The sequence below is a fragment of the Sphaerisporangium corydalis genome (genome assembly GCF_025506355.1).
GTDB lineage: Bacteria > Actinomycetota > Actinomycetes > Streptosporangiales > Streptosporangiaceae > Sphaerisporangium > Sphaerisporangium corydalis.
Genome location: NZ_JANZYP010000035.1, coordinates 23,865 through 40,403, shown reverse-complemented (window position 1 = coordinate 40,403; position 16,539 = coordinate 23,865). Strand labels below are relative to the sequence as shown.

The 16,539-nt window shown below is 72.3% G+C and carries 18 protein-coding genes; 5 read left to right on the top strand and 13 right to left on the bottom strand.

Annotated features, from left to right (window positions below):
* Window positions 1–3: 3 nt before the first annotated feature.
* The 5 genes from NYZ98_RS23105 to NYZ98_RS23085 all read right to left on the bottom strand — a co-directional run bounded on the left by NYZ98_RS23105 (window position 4) and on the right by NYZ98_RS23085 (window position 3,771).
* Window positions 4–747, bottom strand: coding sequence for an NRDE family protein (locus tag NYZ98_RS23105; protein ID WP_262844961.1), 744 nt, complete (start codon window positions 745–747; stop codon window positions 4–6).
* Window positions 748–894: 147 nt separating this feature from the next.
* Window positions 895–1,659: an SCO1664 family protein gene (locus NYZ98_RS23100; RefSeq protein ID WP_262844960.1), complete on the bottom strand. Its 765-nt coding sequence runs from the start codon at window positions 1,657–1,659 to the stop codon at window positions 895–897.
* Window positions 1,656–2,216, bottom strand: a complete 561-nt coding sequence (locus tag NYZ98_RS23095; RefSeq protein ID WP_262844959.1) for a DUF3090 domain-containing protein — start codon at window positions 2,214–2,216, stop codon at window positions 1,656–1,658. The genes NYZ98_RS23100 and NYZ98_RS23095 overlap by 4 nt, the downstream gene beginning before the upstream one ends.
* Before the next feature lie 9 nt (window positions 2,217–2,225).
* Entirely contained in the window at window positions 2,226–2,939 is a 714-nt protein-coding gene (locus NYZ98_RS23090) for an MSMEG_4193 family putative phosphomutase (protein ID WP_262844958.1), read from the bottom strand.
* A 10-nt stretch (window positions 2,940–2,949) separates the two neighbouring features.
* A complete protein-coding gene (locus NYZ98_RS23085) occupies window positions 2,950–3,771 on the bottom strand; it encodes an undecaprenyl-diphosphate phosphatase (RefSeq protein ID WP_262844957.1) in 822 nt (273 codons plus the stop codon).
* 94 nt (window positions 3,772–3,865) lie between these two features.
* On the opposite strand from NYZ98_RS23085, the gene NYZ98_RS23080 reads away from it, so the two are divergent.
* Window positions 3,866–4,813 carry an aldo/keto reductase gene (locus NYZ98_RS23080; RefSeq protein WP_262844956.1) on the top strand — a complete coding sequence of 316 codons (948 nt, stop codon included), beginning with the start codon at window positions 3,866–3,868 and terminating at the stop codon, window positions 4,811–4,813.
* A gap of 191 nt (window positions 4,814–5,004) precedes the next feature.
* A complete protein-coding gene (locus tag NYZ98_RS23075; RefSeq protein WP_262844955.1) occupies window positions 5,005–5,931 on the top strand; it encodes a hypothetical protein in 927 nt (308 codons plus the stop codon).
* Between the two features lie 108 nt (window positions 5,932–6,039).
* Here the strand turns inward: NYZ98_RS23075 and fabI are convergent, their stop codons facing one another.
* Both fabI and fabG read right to left on the bottom strand, forming a co-directional pair.
* Window positions 6,040–6,804, bottom strand: coding sequence for an enoyl-ACP reductase FabI (gene fabI / locus NYZ98_RS23070; protein ID WP_262844954.1), 765 nt, complete (start codon window positions 6,802–6,804; stop codon window positions 6,040–6,042).
* Between the two features lies 1 nt (window position 6,805).
* Window positions 6,806–7,510, bottom strand: a complete 705-nt coding sequence (fabG, locus tag NYZ98_RS23065; protein ID WP_262844952.1) for a 3-oxoacyl-ACP reductase FabG — start codon at window positions 7,508–7,510, stop codon at window positions 6,806–6,808.
* Between the two features lie 76 nt (window positions 7,511–7,586).
* Here fabG and NYZ98_RS23060 point away from each other — a divergent pair, with 76 nt between their 5' ends.
* Both NYZ98_RS23060 and NYZ98_RS23055 read left to right on the top strand, forming a co-directional pair.
* Window positions 7,587–9,086: a TldD/PmbA family protein gene (locus NYZ98_RS23060; RefSeq protein WP_262844950.1), complete on the top strand. Its 1,500-nt coding sequence runs from the start codon at window positions 7,587–7,589 to the stop codon at window positions 9,084–9,086.
* Complete coding sequence (locus NYZ98_RS23055; protein ID WP_262844949.1) at window positions 9,083–10,450, top strand: metallopeptidase TldD-related protein; 1,368 nt, start codon at window positions 9,083–9,085, stop codon at window positions 10,448–10,450. The genes NYZ98_RS23060 and NYZ98_RS23055 overlap by 4 nt, the downstream gene beginning before the upstream one ends.
* A 132-nt stretch (window positions 10,451–10,582) precedes the next feature.
* Here NYZ98_RS23055 and NYZ98_RS23050 read toward each other — a convergent pair whose 3' ends face one another.
* Window positions 10,583–10,795, bottom strand: a complete 213-nt coding sequence (locus tag NYZ98_RS23050) for a dodecin (RefSeq protein ID WP_262844948.1) — start codon at window positions 10,793–10,795, stop codon at window positions 10,583–10,585.
* 83 nt (window positions 10,796–10,878) lie between these two features.
* On the opposite strand from NYZ98_RS23050, the gene NYZ98_RS23045 reads away from it, so the two are divergent.
* Window positions 10,879–11,199, top strand: coding sequence for a DUF3099 domain-containing protein (locus NYZ98_RS23045; protein ID WP_262844947.1), 321 nt, complete (start codon window positions 10,879–10,881; stop codon window positions 11,197–11,199).
* A gap of 238 nt (window positions 11,200–11,437) precedes the next feature.
* On the opposite strand, the gene NYZ98_RS23040 is transcribed toward NYZ98_RS23045, so the two are convergent.
* From NYZ98_RS23040 to mmsA, 5 genes are all read right to left on the bottom strand, one after another.
* Window positions 11,438–11,743, bottom strand: a complete 306-nt coding sequence (locus NYZ98_RS23040) for a DUF6457 domain-containing protein (RefSeq protein WP_316249597.1) — start codon at window positions 11,741–11,743, stop codon at window positions 11,438–11,440.
* Window positions 11,744–11,759: 16 nt separating this feature from the next.
* Window positions 11,760–12,329 carry a molybdenum cofactor guanylyltransferase gene (gene mobA, locus NYZ98_RS23035; protein WP_262845025.1) on the bottom strand — a complete coding sequence of 190 codons (570 nt, stop codon included), beginning with the start codon at window positions 12,327–12,329 and terminating at the stop codon, window positions 11,760–11,762.
* A 109-nt stretch (window positions 12,330–12,438) separates the two neighbouring features.
* Window positions 12,439–13,428 (bottom strand): GTP 3',8-cyclase MoaA, encoded by a 990-nt coding sequence (moaA, locus tag NYZ98_RS23030; protein WP_262844945.1) that lies wholly within the window; start codon window positions 13,426–13,428, stop codon window positions 12,439–12,441.
* A gap of 198 nt (window positions 13,429–13,626) precedes the next feature.
* Window positions 13,627–14,892 (bottom strand): multiple monosaccharide ABC transporter permease, encoded by a 1,266-nt coding sequence (mmsB, locus tag NYZ98_RS23025; protein WP_262844944.1) that lies wholly within the window; start codon window positions 14,890–14,892, stop codon window positions 13,627–13,629.
* A gap of 5 nt (window positions 14,893–14,897) precedes the next feature.
* Window positions 14,898–16,427, bottom strand: coding sequence for a multiple monosaccharide ABC transporter ATP-binding protein (gene mmsA, locus NYZ98_RS23020; protein WP_262844943.1), 1,530 nt, complete (start codon window positions 16,425–16,427; stop codon window positions 14,898–14,900).
* Window positions 16,428–16,539 lie beyond the last annotated feature (112 nt).

Genomic DNA, 16,539 nt, shown 5'->3' with positions numbered 1-16,539 from the left:
ACGCTACCCGGGGACCTCCGACCGCAGGACGCCGTACCACGACGACGGGTCGGCCGGGTCGGGGCAGAAGTCGTAGCGCAGCGCGTCCTCGCCGAGGGCGACCAGCGTGATCGAGGACGTGCCCCACACGCTCCCGTCCGGCAGCTCGCTGCGGACCACCAGCGCCCTCGGGTCGGAGGTGTCCAGGCCCGCTCCGGACGCCAGCTCCCGCCACGGCGCCCACGCGCTCTCGCCGTCGCGGGCGGAGGGCCACGCGGCCGAGGCGAAGCGCGGCCGGAACCAGGCCACCCGGGGATCGTCCCTGCCGCGCTCCCACCCGCTGTTGACCACGACGTGCACGCCGGCGGGGAGCTTGCCGTCGCTCACCCGCTCCCCGTCCCAGCTCCACAGCCGCACCCCGCCGGGGTCGGCGACGATGAGATGGAAGGGGTCGTAGCACGACAGGTCGCCCTCGGGGAGCTCGCCGGCCGTCACCGCGCGCAGCGGCAGGTCGCCCCTGGACCTGCGGACGTCCTCAGGTGCCTCGCGCCCGCGCCCGTTCAGCAGCGCCGCGACCCTCGGGGCGCCGGGGTCGACGGCCAGCCAGGTGCCGCCGCCCGACAGGTCGCGCCCGCCGACCAGGCCGGGGAACCCGGGCCAGTGCGCCGCGGGAGGCTCCCAGGGCCGCGACAGGATCTCGTCGCGCACACCGGCGATCACCAGGGGGGTACGCGCGCCGGGCTCGAAGCCGACGATCACCGTGCACATGTCCGTTCCCTCCGGGGTGGGTAGAGATGGACTCCCCCGAAACCCTACGCCCCCGAGGGCCGCGGGGCACGCGCGGACGACCGGGATCAGCGGCCGGAGAGGATCAGCGGCCGAAAGAGGACGGACGGGGGCCGGAGGGGCGGACGGTCAGATGGGCGGCCAGGGGATCGCGGGCCAGTCCTCGGAGGGGAAGGGGTGGATGCCGGTGCTGAGCAGGCGGCGGACGCGTTCCCACGTCGCCTCCACCTCCGCGAGCGTCAGCAGCTCGCGCAGCCGCCGCCCGAGCCTGCCGCGCTCGATCTCGCGCTCCAGCCGGGCCAGGACGTTCACCGCCTCGCGGGGAAGCGGCTTGCCGCGCCACTGCCACAGCACGGTGCGCAGCTTGTCCTCCGAGGAGAAGCAGACCCCGTGGTCCACGCCGTAGATGTGCCCGTCGGGCAGGGGCAGGAGGTGGCCGCCCTTGCGGTCGGCGTTGTTGACCACCGCGTCGAAGATCGCCATGCGGCGCAGCACGGGGTCGCGGCTGCGGATCAGGGCCATCAGGTCGGCGTCGGGGTCGGTGTCGATCCACAGCTGGCACATTCCCGGGCCGAACGGGCCGTCGCGGTAGACGCTCGGCGGCACGATGCGCCAGCCGGTGGCCGCCGAGACCTCGAAGGCGGCGACCTCGCGCGCGGCCAGGGTGCCGTCGGGGAAGTCCCACAGGGGCCGCTCGCCCCTGACCGGTTTGTACACGCACTCGGCGATGAGGCCGTCCAGGCGTATGGAGCAGTAGAGCGTCATGTTGGTCGCCTCGACCAGGCGCCCGGCCACCTCGATGGTGCCCTCGCGCAGCAGGCGCAGGGCGGAGACGTCGTCGAGCCCGGACGATCCGGGGATGCTACTGAGCCGGGGGTCGCTCTCTGCACTCACGTACTGTCCCCCCGGTGGCCGTTCAGGCGAACGCAGATGTGTCCCTCCGCGTCGAGTGGCTGCCCGCACAGCGGGCACGGCGGCCGTCCGGCCGCGACGATCTCCAGAGCCCGCTGGGTGAACGCGCGGGCGGCGGCGGCGCTGATGTGGACCCGCAGGACGGCCGATTCCGGCCGGTCGGGATCCACCTCCGGGGGCTCCTCGTCGTCCTCCCCGGCCTCCTGCGCCTCGATCACGACCTGCGAGGTGTCGGGGTCCCATGCCAGCGCCATGGTGCCCACCCGGAAGTCCTCGTCCAGGGGCAGGTCGAGCGGAGCCTGGTCGGCGAGCTCCACCGGTGCCATCGCGGGCACCGGGGCGGTGCCCCCGCTCCGGCGCAGCACCTCGTCGAGCAGCTCGTCGAGCCGATCGGCCAGTACCGCGACCTGGAACTTCTCCAAGCCCACCGTCGTCACACGCCCCTGGCCGCGGGCTTGCAAAAAGAAGGCGCGTGATCCCGGTTGCCCAACGGCACCGGCCACGAACCTGTCTGGCGGATCGTAGTCGAAGACCGGCATAGCCCGACCTTACGTGGTCCCGGCTCCGCCGCCGACAGCGGCGTCGCTCTCGGTGAATTTTTCTCCCCCGTCTTGGTGCTCCGAACCCTCAGGCGGGGGAGCCGGGGGGAGGATGTTCTCCACCCCGCCGCCTATGTCGTTGACTCTGAGGATGAAAGGCCGCAGCGCGGTGTACCGGATCACCGTGAGCGACGCGGGATCGGCGGTGATGCGCTGGAACTGGTCCAGATGCAGCCCCATGGCGTCCGCCACGATCGCCTTGATGACGTCGCCGTGGCTGCACACCATGTAGGTCGCGTTCTCGCCGAGCTTGGCGTTCCAGTGCCGCACCCCGGCGACGGCGCGGCGCTGCACGCCCGCCAGCGACTCCCCGCCGGGGAAGACCACCGCGCTCGGGTGCTGCTGCACGACCCGCCACAGCGGGTCCTCGGCCAGCTCCTTCAGCGGGCGGCCGGTCCACTCGCCGTACCCGCACTCGCCGAAGCGGTCGTCGCTTTCGAGCTTGAGGCCCTCGCGCCCGTGCAGGACGGCCAGGGCCGTCTCCTGGCAGCGTTCGAGAGGGCTGGACACGATCGCGTCGAGGCTCAGCGGGGTCAGCCGGGCCGCGAGTGCGGCGGCCTGGGCCCGCCCGCGCTCGCTCAGGTGGACCCCGGGGGTCCACCCGGCGAGCACCGGCCCGGTCAGGTCCGTGAGCCCGTGTCGCACCAGAAGCAAAGTGGTCACAAAGCAAAGCCTATTGGGCTGTGATCACCCCTAGAGACAACAGTGTCAACAAGAAGGCGCCGATGAAGACCCGATAGGTGACAAAAACCATCATGGAATGCTTGGTGATGTAGCGGAGCAGCCAGGCGATCGAGGCGTACCCGACGACGAACGACACGGCGGTGGCGATCAGGGTCGGCACGAGGTCGGGCCCGGCGCCCGCGCCGACGTCCTTCAGCTCGAACAGCCCCGACAGCACCACGGCCGGGATGGACAGCAGGAAGGAGTAGCGGGCGGCGGCCTCGCGGGTGAAGCCGAGGAACAGCCCGCCGGTGATGGTCGACCCCGACCGCGAGGCGCCCGGCACCAGGGCGAGCGCCTGGAACCCGCCGATGATGAGGCCGTCCTTCAGGGTCAGGGACTCGATGGGCAGGCGCCGCCGCCCCACCTGCTCGGCCAGCAGCAGGAGCAGGCCGAAGACGATCAGGATGCTCGCGTTGAGCCACAGGTTGCGCGCCGGCCCCTCGATCTGGTGCTTGAACACCAGCCCGAGCACGCCTAGCGGCACCGTCCCTAGGCCGATGTACCAGCCCATGCGCGCGTCCAGCTCGCCGCGCAGCTCGGGGGTCCACAGGCTGCGCAGCCAGGTCCACACGATGCGCACGATGTCGCGCCAGAAGTAGATGACGACGGCCAGCATGGTGCCGAGCTGGATCACCGCGGTGAACGCGGCGCCCGGGTCGGCCCAGCCGAAGAGCCGGGGAACGATGAGCAGATGGGCGGAGCTGGAGATCGGCAGGAACTCGGTCAGCCCCTGAACGATCCCGAGCACGATCGCTTGCAGTGCGTCCATAGTGCGGGCCAGCCTAGGGCAGGTGGGGCGCCCAGGGCGCGTCCCCGGGCCATCGAGGGAAGTGAGACGTCCGACGCGGTAGCCTGGCCGGATCATGGATCAGCGATTGGTCGGTCGTAGCGGTCTGACGGTGTCACGGGTGGGGCTGGGCACCATGACCTGGGGACGTGACACCGGCGCCGAGGAGGCCGCCGCGCAGCTCGTCGCCTTCGCCGAGGCCGGCGGAACCCTCGTCGACACCGCCGACGTCTACGCCGGCGGTGACGCCGAGCTGCTGCTCGGCCGCCTGCTGCGCGACTCGGTGCCGCGCTCGGAGATGGTCGTCGCGACCAAGTCCGTCCTGACGCCGCGGGGCCCACGGTCCAGGGACGCCTCCCGCAGGGGCCTCATCTCGGCGCTGGACGCCTCCCTCGGCCGGCTCGGGGTCGACGAGGTCGACCTGTGGCAGCTCCACGCCTTCGACCCCGAGGTGCCCCTGGAGGAGACCCTGGCGGCCGTGGACACCGCCGTCTCCTCGGGGCGCACGATGTACGCCGGGGTGTGCAACTACGCGGGGTGGCAGCTCGCCGCGGCGGGGGTGTGGCAGCGCACCGCGGCCGGGCGCGCGCCGATCGTGTCCGCCCAGGTGGAGTACTCCCTGCTCGCCAGGGACGCCGAGCGCGAGGTCCTGGCCGCCGCCGAGCACGTCGGGGCCGGGGTGCTGGCCTGGTCGCCGCTCGGGCGGGGCGTGCTGACCGGCAAGTACCGCGTGGGCATCCCCGCCGACTCGCGGGCGGCGACGCCGCACTTCGCCGACTTCGTCCAGCCCTATCTGGACGAGCGGTGCCGCCGCGTCGTGGAGTCGGTCACCACCGCCGCCGAGGGGCTCGGGGTGTCCCCGCTGGCGGTGGCCCTGTCCTGGGTGCGCGACCAGCCGGGGGTGGCCGCGGCCATCGTCGGGGCGCGCACCCACGCCCAGCTCAAGGGCGTGCTGCAAGCGGAGGAGCTGACGTTGCCGATGGAGATCCGCGAGGCGCTGGACGACGTGTCGGCCGTCGACTGAGGCGGTGTGCGCGCGGCCCGGGGCGCGGCCTCGCGAGCCGCGGAACGGGAATCGCGTTCGCGTATCACTACTCGATACCGAATCGCATCTTTTCGGGGAAAGACCGGCGTGGTGCAACACGATGGTCTTGGAGGTGGCGGGAGGGGAGCCCGCGCCTCCGTTGCGCGTGTGGAAGACGATGGAGGGGAACCATGCGTAAGGGCACGACCGCCATTTCGGCGGGAGCGCTGGCGTTGGCGCTGAGCGGGGGCACGGTGCTGATGGCGGCGAGCCCCGTCCTGGCGGCGTCGCAGCGGGTGACCGACTGCGACAGGGGCGGGAACCCCGTGTCCAGCCTGGCCGGGGAGGTGTGCGATCTGGCGGGCCAGGTCGCCGACACCGTCCCCGAGCTCGCCGGCGACGGTTCCTCGCCGGTCACCGATTCCACCGAAGCCACCGAGCCGCCCGAGGAGGCGCCGTCGCCGCTCGCCGACACCGTGGAGGAGCAGACACCGCAGGTCACCGGCGAGCCGACGCCCGCGCCTTCGCCGTCGGCCTCGGCGACCCCGTCGCCGGAGCCGAGCGAGGCCGCGGGGGCGAGCGTGCTCGGCGTGCCCGTCGACACCGCGTGCCTGCCGGTGGTCACGCCTCCCGACTGCGCGCAGGACGCCCGGCCCTCGCCGTCCCCGCAGGCCCCGGCCCCCCGGGACCGTTCCAGGACGGCCACCGAGCCCGCCTCGCCCCCCGCCCGGGAGACGGCGCCCTCGCGGCCGTCGGGTGAGGCCCGCCCGACGCCGAGGACCGGCACGGCCGCGGGCGGCTCCGGTCGTGACGCGGGAGGGCGCGCCGCGCCTTCGTCCCCGCCGGTGAGGCGGCCCTCGGCCGACGTGGAGGCGCCGCCGCTGATCCCGCTGTGGCCGGGGCAGCCCCTTCCGGTGCTGGCGGGCCGCCTCGACGCGCACAAGGTGGTGCCGACGCGGCCCTACGACGTCGTGGGCACCGCGCTGACGGCGGTGCTGCTGGCCTCGGCCATCCTGGTGACCCGCATCGTGCAGGCGCGCCGCGACGACAGCGGGCCCCAGTCGATGCCCTTCGACGGCCTGCGCCGCCCCGACACCGGCCGCCACCGGCTGGCCTGAGGCACCCGGCCCGCGTACCCGGCCGCGTGCCCGCCTACCCGTCCGCGGTCGCGTACCCGCGTGCGCGCGCCGGGCGTCCCCGTGCGGGACGCCCGGGAGGTTCCGGCGTCAGGTGCCCATGGCGTGGACGCCGCCGTCGACGTGCACGATCTCGCCCGTCGTGGCGGGGAACCAGTCCGACAGCAGCGCCACGCACGCCTTGGCGGCGGGCAGCGGGTCGGCGAGGTTCCACCCGAGGGGGGCCTTGGCCGGCCAGCTCTCCTCGAAGTCGGTGAACCCGGGGATGCTCCTGGCGGCCATGGTGCGCAGTGGGCCCGCCGCCACGAGGTTCACCCGGATGCCGTGCTTGCCGAGGTCGCGGGCGAGGTAGCGCGAGCAGGACTCCAGGCCGGCCTTGGCCACGCCCATCCAGTCGTACACGGGCCAGGCCTTGGTGGCGTCGAAGTCGAGGCCGACGACGGCGCCGCCGTCCTTCATCAGCGGCAGGCAGGCGACCGCCAGCGACTTGAACGAGAACGTGGAGACGTGCACGGCCGTCGCCACGTCCTCCCAGCTGGTGTTGAGGAAGTTGCCGCCGAGCGCGGTCTGCGGCGCGAAGCCGATCGAGTGGACCACGCCGTCGAGGCCGCCGATGTGCTCGCCGACGCGGTCGGCGAGGGTGTCGAGGTGCTCGGTGTTCTGCACGTCGAGCTCGACCACCGGCGGCGGCTCGGGGAGCCGCTTGGCGATGCGCTCGACCAGGCTGAGCCGGCCGAAGCCGGTGAGCACGATCTGGGCGCCCTCCTGCTGGGCCAGCCTGGCCACCGAGAAGGCGATCGAGGCGTCGGTCAGCACGCCGCTGACCAGTAGCCGTTTGCCGTCGAGAATTCCCATGTCAGTGCCCCATTCCCAGGCCGCCGTCGACCGGGACGACCGCCCCGGTGATGTAGGCGGCGTCGTCGCTCGCCAGGAACTTGACAGCCCGCGCGACGTCGGCCGCGGTCGCGGCACGGCCCAGCGGGATGTTCTTGAGTATGGCCTCCTGCTGGCCCGCGTCCAGCGCGGCGGTCATGTCGGTCGCGACGAAGCCCGGCGCGACCACGTTGACGGTGATGCCCCGCGACCCGAGCTCGCGGGCCAGCGACCTGGCGAAGCCGATCATGCCCGCCTTGGAGGCGGCGTAGTTGGACTGCCCGGCCGAGCCGAGCATGGCGACCACGGAGGAGACCAGGATGATGCGGCCCCTGCGCATGCGCAGCATGCCGCGGCACGCGCGCTTGGCGACGCGGTAGGAGCCCGTCAGGTTCGCGTCGATGACGTCGGTGAAGGTCTCCTCCTTCATCAGCGGCAGCAGCGTGTCCCTGGTGATGCCGGCGTTGGCCACCACGACCTCGACGGGCCCGTGCTCGGCCTCGGCCTTGGAGAAGGCGAGGTCCACCTCCTCGGAGCTGGTCACGTCGCACTTCACGCCGAACAGCCCTTCGGGGGGCTCTCCGGAGCGGTAGGTCACGGCGACGGCGTCCCCTGAGGCGGCCAGCTCGCGGGCTATCGACAGGCCGATCCCGCGGTTTCCACCGGTTACGAGTACTGAGCGAGCCATGCGCACGACGCTATCGCCTACTCAGGGGTAAACCCTTATCCGCCCCGTACAAGATCACACGGCTAGGATCGTGGACATGCGCCAGATCGATCCCGACTTTCTCGCCCTGCCACTGCGGCGGCTGGCGGACGCGGCCCTGCAACGAGCCCGTGACCTGGGCGCCGAGCACGCCGACTTCCGCCTGGAACGGGTGCGCGGCGAGACCCTGAGCCTGTTCGACGCCCGCCTCGAGGGCGCCTCCGACGCCGACGACCTCGGGTACGCCGTGCGGGTCATCCGCGACGGCACCTGGGGTTTCGCGGCGGGCATCGAGCTGACCCCCGAGGCCGCGGCCGCCGTCGCCGAGCAGGCCGTCGAGGTGGCCAAGGTCGCCGCCGCGGTGAACCGCGAGCCGGTCGAGCTGGCCCCCGAGCCGGTCCACGCGGGCGTCACGTGGGTGTCGCCCTACGACGTCGACCCCTTCACCGTCGCGCTCAAGGACAAGGTCGACCTCATGGGCGACTGGTCGGCCGGCCTGCTGAAGGACCCGAGGGTCGACCACGTCTCGGCCTCGCTCATGCAGGTCAAGGAGCAGAAGTTCTACGCCGACACCGCCGGCACCGACGCCACCCAGCAGCGGGTCAGGACCCATCCCGTCCTGACGGTGATGCGGGCGGCCGACGGGCGCTTCGACGACATGCGCACGCTGGCCCCGCCGTCCGGCCGCGGCTACGAGTACCTCTCCGGCACCGGCTGGGACTTCCCCGCCGAGCTGGCCACCCTGCCCGAGCTGCTGGAGGAGAAGCTCAAGGCCCCCTCGGTCGAGGCCGGCGCCTACGACCTGGTGGTCCACCCCTCCAACCTGTGGCTGACCATCCACGAGTCGATCGGGCACGCCACCGAGCTCGACCGGGCGCTCGGCTACGAGGCCGCCTACGCCGGCACGAGCTTCGCCACGTTCGACAAGCTCGGCACCCTCGCGTACGGGTCCCCGATCATGAACGTCACCGGCGACCGCACGGCCGAGCACGGCCTGGCCTCGATCGGCTACGACGACGAGGGCGTGGCGACGCGCCAGTTCGACATCATCCGCCAGGGCACGCTGGTGGGCTACCAGCTCGACCGGCGCATGGCGCTGCTCAAGGGCCTCGGGCCCTCCAACGGGTGCGGGTACGCCGACTCGCCGGGGCACGTCGCGATCCAGCGGATGGCCAACGTCTCGCTCCAGCCCGCGATCGACGGCCCCTCGACCGACGAGCTGATCTCCCGCGTCGAGCGCGGCCTGTACGTCATGGGCGACAAGAGCTGGTCCATCGACATGCAGCGGTACAACTTCCAGTTCACCGGCCAGCGGTTCTACCGCATCCAGGACGGCCGGCTCACCGGCCAGGTGCGCGACGTCGCCTACCAGGCCACCACGACCGAGTTCTGGCGGTCGATGGAGGCGGTCGGCGGGCCGGGCACCTACGTCCTGGGCGGCGCGTTCAACTGCGGCAAGGGCCAGCCGGGCCAGGTGGCCCCGGTCAGCCACGGGTGCCCGTCGGCGCTGTTCCGCGGGGTCAAGATCCTCAACACCGTCCAGGAAGGTGGAAAGTGACTCCTCAGGAGACCGTCGAGCGTGCCCTTGCGCTCAGCAAGGCCGACGACTGCGTCGTGATCGTCGACGAGGGGTCCACCGCGAACCTCCGTTTCGCCGGCAACACGCTCACCACCAACGGCGTCGCGCGCTCGTCCCAGCTCACCGTCATCTCGGTGACCGGCCGCGGCGTCGGGGTGGTGTCGCGCTCGGCGGTGCGCCCCGACCAGCTCGCCGACGTGGTCACCGCCGCCGACCTGGCCTCGCACACCGCGCCGCCGTCGGAGGACGCCCGCCCGCTGGTCGCCGCCGCGCAGTCGCCCGGCTGGGACCTGCCGCCCGAGTCCACCTCGATCGGGGTGTTCGGCGAGTTCGCGCCCGCGCTCGGCGAGGCGTTCGCGGTGGCCGAGACGGCCAACCGCAAGCTGTACGGGTTCGCCGAGCACATCGTCACCTCGACGTTCGTCGGGTCCTCCACCGGCCTGCGGCTGCGGCACGACCAGCCGACCGGCCGCCTGGAGCTGAACGCCAAGTCGCCCGACATGAGCCGCTCGGCCTGGACCGGCGTGGCCACCAAGGACTTCACCGACGTCGACGTGTCGGCGCTGAACGCCACTCTTTCGCGCCGCCTCGACTGGGCCAAGCGCCGCGTCGCCCTGCCCGCGGGCCGGTACGAGACGCTGATCCCGCCCTCCGCGGTGGCCGACCTGATGATCTACCTCTACTGGTCGGCGGGCGCCAGGGACGCCGCCGACGGCCGCACGGTGTTCTCCAAGCCGGGCGGCGGCACCCGCGTCGGCGAGTCGCTCACCACCTCCCCGGTGCGGCTGCGCAGCGACCCGGGGGCGGCGGGCATCGAGTGCGCGCCGTTCGTCATCTCCCACGCGAGCGGGCGCGAGCGGTCGGTGTTCGACAACGGGCTGCCGCTGCCGCCGACCGACTGGGTCCGCGACGGGTCGCTGTCGGCCCTGCTGCAGACCCGGTACTCCGCCGAGCTGACCGGCCTCCCGGCGACCCCGGTGATCGACAACCTGATCATGTCGGGTCCCGAGGGCGGGCGGTCGCTGGAGGACATGGTCGCCTCGACCGAGCGCGGCCTGCTGCTCACCTGCCTGTGGTACATCCGGGAGGTCGACCCCCAGTCGCTGCTGCTGACCGGCCTGACCCGTGACGGGGTCTACCTGGTCGAGAACGGCGAGGTGGTCGGGGAGGTGAACAACTTCCGCTTCAACGAGAGCCCGGTCGACCTGCTGGGCCGGTTCACCGAGATCGGCCGGGAGGGGCAGACGCTCCCCCGCGAGTGGAACGACTACTTCACCCGCACGATCATGCCGGCCCTGCGGGTGCCCGACTTCAACATGTCGACGGTCAGCCAGGCGAGCTGAGCCCGCCGCCGGCGCCGGGGGCCTCCCCGGCGCCGGCGGCGGCCCGTCACGCCCGTCCCTCATGACTCCCCGGTGTCAAGTGACCCCGGCGGCGTCCGGTCCCTCAGGGGCCCCTGCGGGACGCCGGGCGCCTCAGGAGTCCTCCAGGCGGAAGCCGACCTTCATCCCCACCTGGTAGTGCCCGACCTCGCCGTCCTGGATGTGACCCCTGACCTCGGTGATCTCGAACCAGTCGAGGTGGCGCAGGGTCTCCGAAGCGCGGCGCACCCCGTTGCGGACGGCCGCGTCGAGGCTCTCGGACGACGTGCCGACGATCTCGGTCACGCGGTACGTGCGATCACTCATCCCACTCTCCTAACGTCGGCCTTGATCGTATGTCGATCCGCGCTCCGTGGCCGCTGTCGGGACCTTGGAATAGGGGGTCTAACGTGGAACTTGTGAAGGTATGGCACGGCCGCAAGGTCGTACATCAGGTCACGGACGCGCGACCCTCCCTGACGGCCGACATCGGACGCCGGGAGAAGCGCTACTTCATCCAGATGGGCATCCGCACCCTGTGCCTGGTGCTCGCCGTGGTGGCCACCGTTCCGTGGCCCGTCAGGGCGCTCTTCGTCGCCGGTGCGATCTTTTTGCCGTACGTTGCCGTACTTGGGGCCAACCAGCCCAATCGTGACGTGAGCCCGCCCTCCGACGAGGAACGACCTAACCAAACCGGGATACCAAGGCACCGACGCGAGATCGGGTCGTGACAAAGTCTTGACGCACCCCATGGGTTGTAGGTGTACGCTTTAGACAAGCGCTCTGGTCCCCCGTCGGAGCGCTCGTGCCGGCGTTCCGGGCCCCCGTCGGAACGCCGATGAAGCGACGCCGGGTGGTTTGCCCCCGTAACCACCCGGCGTCGCCCATCTCAAAACCTTTTCCCCGGATCCGCGTGATGCCGGTCTTCCCCGAATCCACGCTCCGGACGGCTCGCATGCTCCGGGTGGATCAGCGGTCCCCCAGCGTCTCCGCCGTGGCTTCACCCCAGTTGCGCGCCAGCGTCGACAGCCGGTCCAGCGCCTCGGGCGGCGCGGTGCCGGCGCCCTGCGCCAGCCCGAGCAGGTAGGCGGTCAGCGGCGCCGCCGGCCGGGCCACCCCGTGGGCGACGTCCCTGGTCAGATCGAGCACCGCGTCGCGGTCGACCCGCCCGGGGTCGATGCCCAGTTCCTTGCAGACCAGCGCCGTCCACTCCGCCAGCACGTTCATCGCGTCCCTCTCGTCCTGCGTCGTCGGCGAGCGGGAAGGCCGGGTCACCGCTCGCCCGCTGATGTCAGCGGTCGCCGGACGCGCCCGGGACCCGGCTCCTGGCGTCCCGCACGTCCTCGATCGTGTCGCAATCGAACCACGGAACCCGGCCGTCGTCGCCCACCGGCAGGCCGAGCCGCACCGGGTCGAGCGGCGCCAGCAGCCCGTGCAGGGACCGCCCCTGGTACGCGGCGAGCGCGCCGGCCAGCGCGGCCGTGCGCCAGACGCCGGTGAGCCACTGCTCGCGCCCGCCGTCGTCGACCAGCACCGCGCCCGCGCGCGGCCCCGCGGCCCCGAACAGCGCCGTGACGTGCCCGGGGAGCAGGAACGGCAGGTCGGCGGCCAGCAGCGCCACCCACGGCGAGGCGACGCGCGAAAGCCCAGCGCGAAGCGCGGGGACCGGGCCGCCGCCCGGGGGGTCCTCGCGCGCGAACGTGGCGCGGGGCAGGCCGGGGCGCGCCGGGCCGACCACCACCAGGCGCACCGCGTCCGGCACCGCCGCCGCCACCCGCTCGACCAGGGTCAGCCCGCCCACGCTCACCCCGGGCTTGTCCCGCCCGCCGAGCCTGCGCGCGCCGCCCCCCGCCAGCAGCACCGCGTCGAAGACGACGGGCCGTTCGGCGGGTGGGGTCTGCGCGGCGCTGTGCGGCCCCGTGGCGGCCTGGCGGCCCCGCGGGGAGGGAGGAGGACCTCCGGGCGGCACCTCAGCCGCCGATGGCCGACATGGGGCGGACCGGTTGCAGGAAGCTCGGGTCGTCGATGCCGTGCCCGGCGCGCTTGCCGCGCACGGCGGCGACCCAGCGCGCGGCGAGGTCGTCGTCGGTGGCCCCCGCGCGCATGGCGCCGCGCAGGTCGGACTCCTCGGTCGCGAACAGGCAGTTGCGCACCTGGCCGTCGGCGGTCAGCCGCACCCGGTCGCAGGCGCCGCAGAACGGGCGGGTCACCGAGCCGATGACCCCGACCCTGGCCGGGCCGCCGTCCACCAGGAAGATCTCGGCGGGGGCGCTGCCCCGCTCACCCGGGTCGTCGGGGGTGAGCGTGAACTCGGGGGCGAGCAGGCCGAGGATCTCGTCGGCGGTGACCATGTCCTCCCGGCGCCAGCCGTGCTGGGCGTCCAGCGGCATCTGCTCGATGAACCGCAGCTCGTAGCCGTGCTCCAGGCAGTAGCGCAGCAGGCGCCCGGCCTCGTGGTCGTTGACGCCCCGCATGAGCACCGCGTTGACCTTCACCGGGCGCAGCCCCGCCTCCTCGGCGGCGGCGAGGCCGGCCAGGACGTCGGGGAGCCGGTCGCGGTGGGCCAGGCGCAGGAAGATCTCGCGGTCGAGGGTGTCGAGGGAGATGTTGACCCGGTCCAGGCCAGCGTCGGCCAGCGGCCCGGCCACCCGGGCCAGGCCGATGCCGTTGGAGGTGATCGACACCTGGGGCCGGGGCCGCAGCGCCGCGGCGCCGGCGACGATCTCGACGATCTCCCGGCGCAGGAGGGGCTCGCCGCCGGTGAAGCGGACCTCGGTGACGCCCAGACGCTCCACGCCGATCGCCACCAGGCGGGCGATCTCCCCGGCCGTGAGCAGGTCGGGCTTGGGGAGCCAGTCGAGCCCCTCCGGCGGCATGCAGTAGGTGCAGCGGAGGTTGCATTTGTCGGTCAGCGAGACCCTCAGGTCGGTCGCCACCCGCCCGAAGGAGTCAACGAGCACGAGGGCCCCCTGGTTGGTTGCGTACACGGCATACCCGGTCGAACCGCCAGCCTACGTCGGATGCGGGACCCCCCTGGCGCCCGGCCTCGTTACCGTGGTGACCCCGGGACGCCCCCGGGGTCACGCGAACGGGCGCAGGGGTCGCGCGGACGGGCGCAGGGGTCGCGCGGACGGGCGCGGGGGTGACCCCCGGCCGCGCTACTGGCTCGCGCTGCCGGCGCGCCGCTTGGTCCACACGTCGAAGGCGACGGCGGCCAGCAGGACGATGCCCTTGACCAGCATGACCCGCTCGCTGGGCGCCCCGATCAGGGACATGCCGTTGTTGATCACACCCATGATGAGGCCGCCGGTGATCGCGCCGACCACCTTGCCGACGCCGCCCTGGACGGCCGCGCCGCCGATGAACGCCGCGGCGATCGCGTCGAGCTCGAACGAGCCGCCCGCCGTGGGACCGGCCTGGTTGAGCCGTCCCGCGAAGATGACACCCGCCAGGGCCGACAGCACCCCCATGTTGACGAAGATCCAGAAGATGACCGACTTGACCTTGACGCCGGACAGGACCGCCGCCTGCAGGTTGCCGCCGATGGCGTAGATCCGCCGGCCGAACACCGCACGGGTGGTGATCACGGAGTACGCGAGCACCAGCACGGCCAGCAGCACCAGCACCCAGGGGAGGTTCTTGAACCGCGCGAGCTGCACCACGATGGCCATGACCACGGCGGCGGCGACGACGATCTTGAGCAGGAACAGCGCCAGCGGGTCGACGCTCTGGTTGTAGCGCACCCGGGCGGCGCGGGTGCGCCACTGGGCCGTGGCCATGCCGGCGACCGCCACGACGCCCAGCAGGATGCTGAACAGGTCGGCGCCGCCGAGCGGGCCGAGGCCGATGTTGCCCAGGTAGCCGTCGGTGAAGCCGTTGGACAGCGTGCGCACCGCGTCGGGGAACGGGCCGATGCCCTGGTTGCCCAGCACGGTGAGGGTGAGCGCGCGGAACAGCAGCATGCCGGCCAGGGTGACGATGAACGCCGGGATGCCGAAGTAGGCGATCCAGAATCCCTGCCAGGCGCCGATGAGGCCGCCCGCGATCAGCGTGAGCAGCAGCGCGAGGGGCCAGGGCATGTGGTAGTTCACCATCAGCACGGCGGCGATGGCGCCGGTGGCCGCGAGCACCGAGCCCACCGACAGGTCGATGTGCCCGGCGATGATGATCAGGATCATGCCGATGGACAGGATCAGGATGTAGGAGTTCTGGACGATGACGTTGGAGATGTTCTGCGGCTGCAGCAGAGCACCGTCGGTCAGCACCGAGAACAGCACGACGATCAGCGCGAAGGCGATGTAGATGCCGCTCTGCCGCAGGTTGAGGGAGATGCCGAGCAGCGAGGCGCGGCCGGGAGGCTGGGCGGGGCCCGTGTCCTGCCCGCCCGGGACGACGTCGGCGTTGGCCGGGGAGATACTGCTCATCGGGTCTACTCCTGCACCTTCGTCATGTACTGCATCAACCGTTCCTGGGTGGCGTCCTCGCGGCGGACCTCACCCGTGACGCGACCGGCGGACAGGGCGTAGATCCGGTCGCACAGGCCGAGCAGCTCGGGCAGCTCCGAGGAGATGACCAGGACCGCCTTACCCTCGTCGGCCAACCGGTTGATGATCGTGTAGATCTCGTATTTGGCACCCACGTCGATGCCGCGGGTCGGCTCGTCCAGGATGAGCACGTCGGCGTCCGAGAAGATCCACTTGGACAGGACGACCTTCTGCTGGTTGCCGCCGCTGAGCTTACCCGTGACGCTCAGCACGCTGGGGGCCTTGATGTTCATGCTCTTCCGGAAATCCTCGGCGACCCGGTACTCCTCGTTCTCGTTGACCCAGCCGCGGCGGGCGAGCTTGAAGAGGTTGGCGGCCGAGACGTTGCGCTTGATGTCCTCGATCAGGTTCAGGCCGTAGCGCTTGCGGTCCTCGGTGGCGTAGGCGATGCCGTGCTTGATGGCGTCGCCCACCGTGCGGATCTCGACCTGGCGGCCGTCCCGGTACACGCGCCCGCTGATGCCGGTGCCGTAGGCGCGGCCGAAGACGCTCATGGCCAGCTCCGTGCGCCCGGCGCCCATCAGGCCGGCGAGCCCGACGATCTCGCCGCGGCGCACCGAAAGGTTGGCCCCCGAGACCACCACCCGGCCGCGCTGGGTCGGGCTGTGCACGGTCCAGTCCTCGATGCGCAGCGCCTCCTCGCCGATGTTCGGCTCGTGCGGCGGGAAACGGTGCTCCAGGTCGCGGCCGACCATGCCCGCGATGATGCGGTCCTCGGTCACCTCGCCGGACTTCATGTCCAGCGTCTCGATCATGCGGCCGTCGCGCACGATGCTGATGGAGTCGGCGATGGCCGCGATCTCGTTAAGCTTGTGCGAGATGATCACGCAGGTGATGCCCTGGTCGCGCAGGCCGCGCAGCAGGTCCAGCAGGTGGGCGGAGTCCTCGTCGTTGAGCGCGGCCGTCGGCTCGTCCAGGATGAGCAGCCGCACCTCCTTGGACAACGCCTTGGCGATCTCCACGAGCTGCTGCTTGCCCACGCCGATGTCGGCGACCGGGGTCACCGGATTCTCCCGCAGCCCCACGCGGGCCAGGAGCGCGGAGGCCTCGTGGTTGGTGCGGTTCCAGTCGATCATGCCGCGGGCGGCCCGCTCGTTGCCGAGGAAGATGTTCTCGGCGATCGACAGGTGCGCGCAGAGCGCCAGCTCCTGGTGGATGATGACGATCCCGCGCTGCTCACTGTCCCGGATGTCGGAGAAGTGGCACGGATCGCCGTCGAAGAAGATCTCGCCGTCGTAGGAGCCGTGGGGGTACACGCCCGACAGCACCTTCATCAGGGTCGACTTGCCCGCGCCGTTCTCGCCGCAGATGGCGTGGATCTCGCCCCGGCGTACGGACAGGTTCACGTTCTGGAGCGCCTTGACCCCGGGGAACGTCTTGGTGATTCCACGCATCCGCAGGATGTCGTCGGTCATGTCGTTCACGTCTCTCGATGGATGTCACGCCGGGGGGGGGGGGGGGGGGGGGGGGGGGGGCGCCCCCCCCCCCCCCCCCCCCCCCCCCCGGGGGGGGGGGGGCCCGCGGGGG

Excerpts from the sequence above, each read along its gene's own strand:
- NYZ98_RS23105 (WP_262844961.1), bottom strand. The coding sequence starts at position 747 with ATGTGCACGGTGATCGTCGGCTTCGAGCCCGGCGCGCGTACCCCCCTG.
- NYZ98_RS23095 (WP_262844959.1), bottom strand. The coding sequence starts at position 2,216 with ATGCCGGTCTTCGACTACGATCCGCCAGACAGGTTCGTGGCCGGTGCC.
- NYZ98_RS23085 (WP_262844957.1), bottom strand. The coding sequence starts at position 3,771 with ATGGACGCACTGCAAGCGATCGTGCTCGGGATCGTTCAGGGGCTGACC.
- NYZ98_RS23080 (WP_262844956.1), top strand. The coding sequence starts at position 3,866 with ATGGATCAGCGATTGGTCGGTCGTAGCGGTCTGACGGTGTCACGGGTG.
- NYZ98_RS23075 (WP_262844955.1), top strand. The coding sequence starts at position 5,005 with ATGCGTAAGGGCACGACCGCCATTTCGGCGGGAGCGCTGGCGTTGGCG.
- fabI (WP_262844954.1), bottom strand. The coding sequence starts at position 6,804 with ATGGGAATTCTCGACGGCAAACGGCTACTGGTCAGCGGCGTGCTGACC.
- fabG (WP_262844952.1), bottom strand. The coding sequence starts at position 7,510 with ATGGCTCGCTCAGTACTCGTAACCGGTGGAAACCGCGGGATCGGCCTG.
- NYZ98_RS23060 (WP_262844950.1), top strand. The coding sequence starts at position 7,587 with ATGCGCCAGATCGATCCCGACTTTCTCGCCCTGCCACTGCGGCGGCTG.
- NYZ98_RS23050 (WP_262844948.1), bottom strand. The coding sequence starts at position 10,795 with ATGAGTGATCGCACGTACCGCGTGACCGAGATCGTCGGCACGTCGTCC.
- mmsB (WP_262844944.1), bottom strand. The coding sequence starts at position 14,892 with ATGAGCAGTATCTCCCCGGCCAACGCCGACGTCGTCCCGGGCGGGCAG.
- mmsA (WP_262844943.1), bottom strand. The coding sequence starts at position 16,427 with ATGACCGACGACATCCTGCGGATGCGTGGAATCACCAAGACGTTCCCC.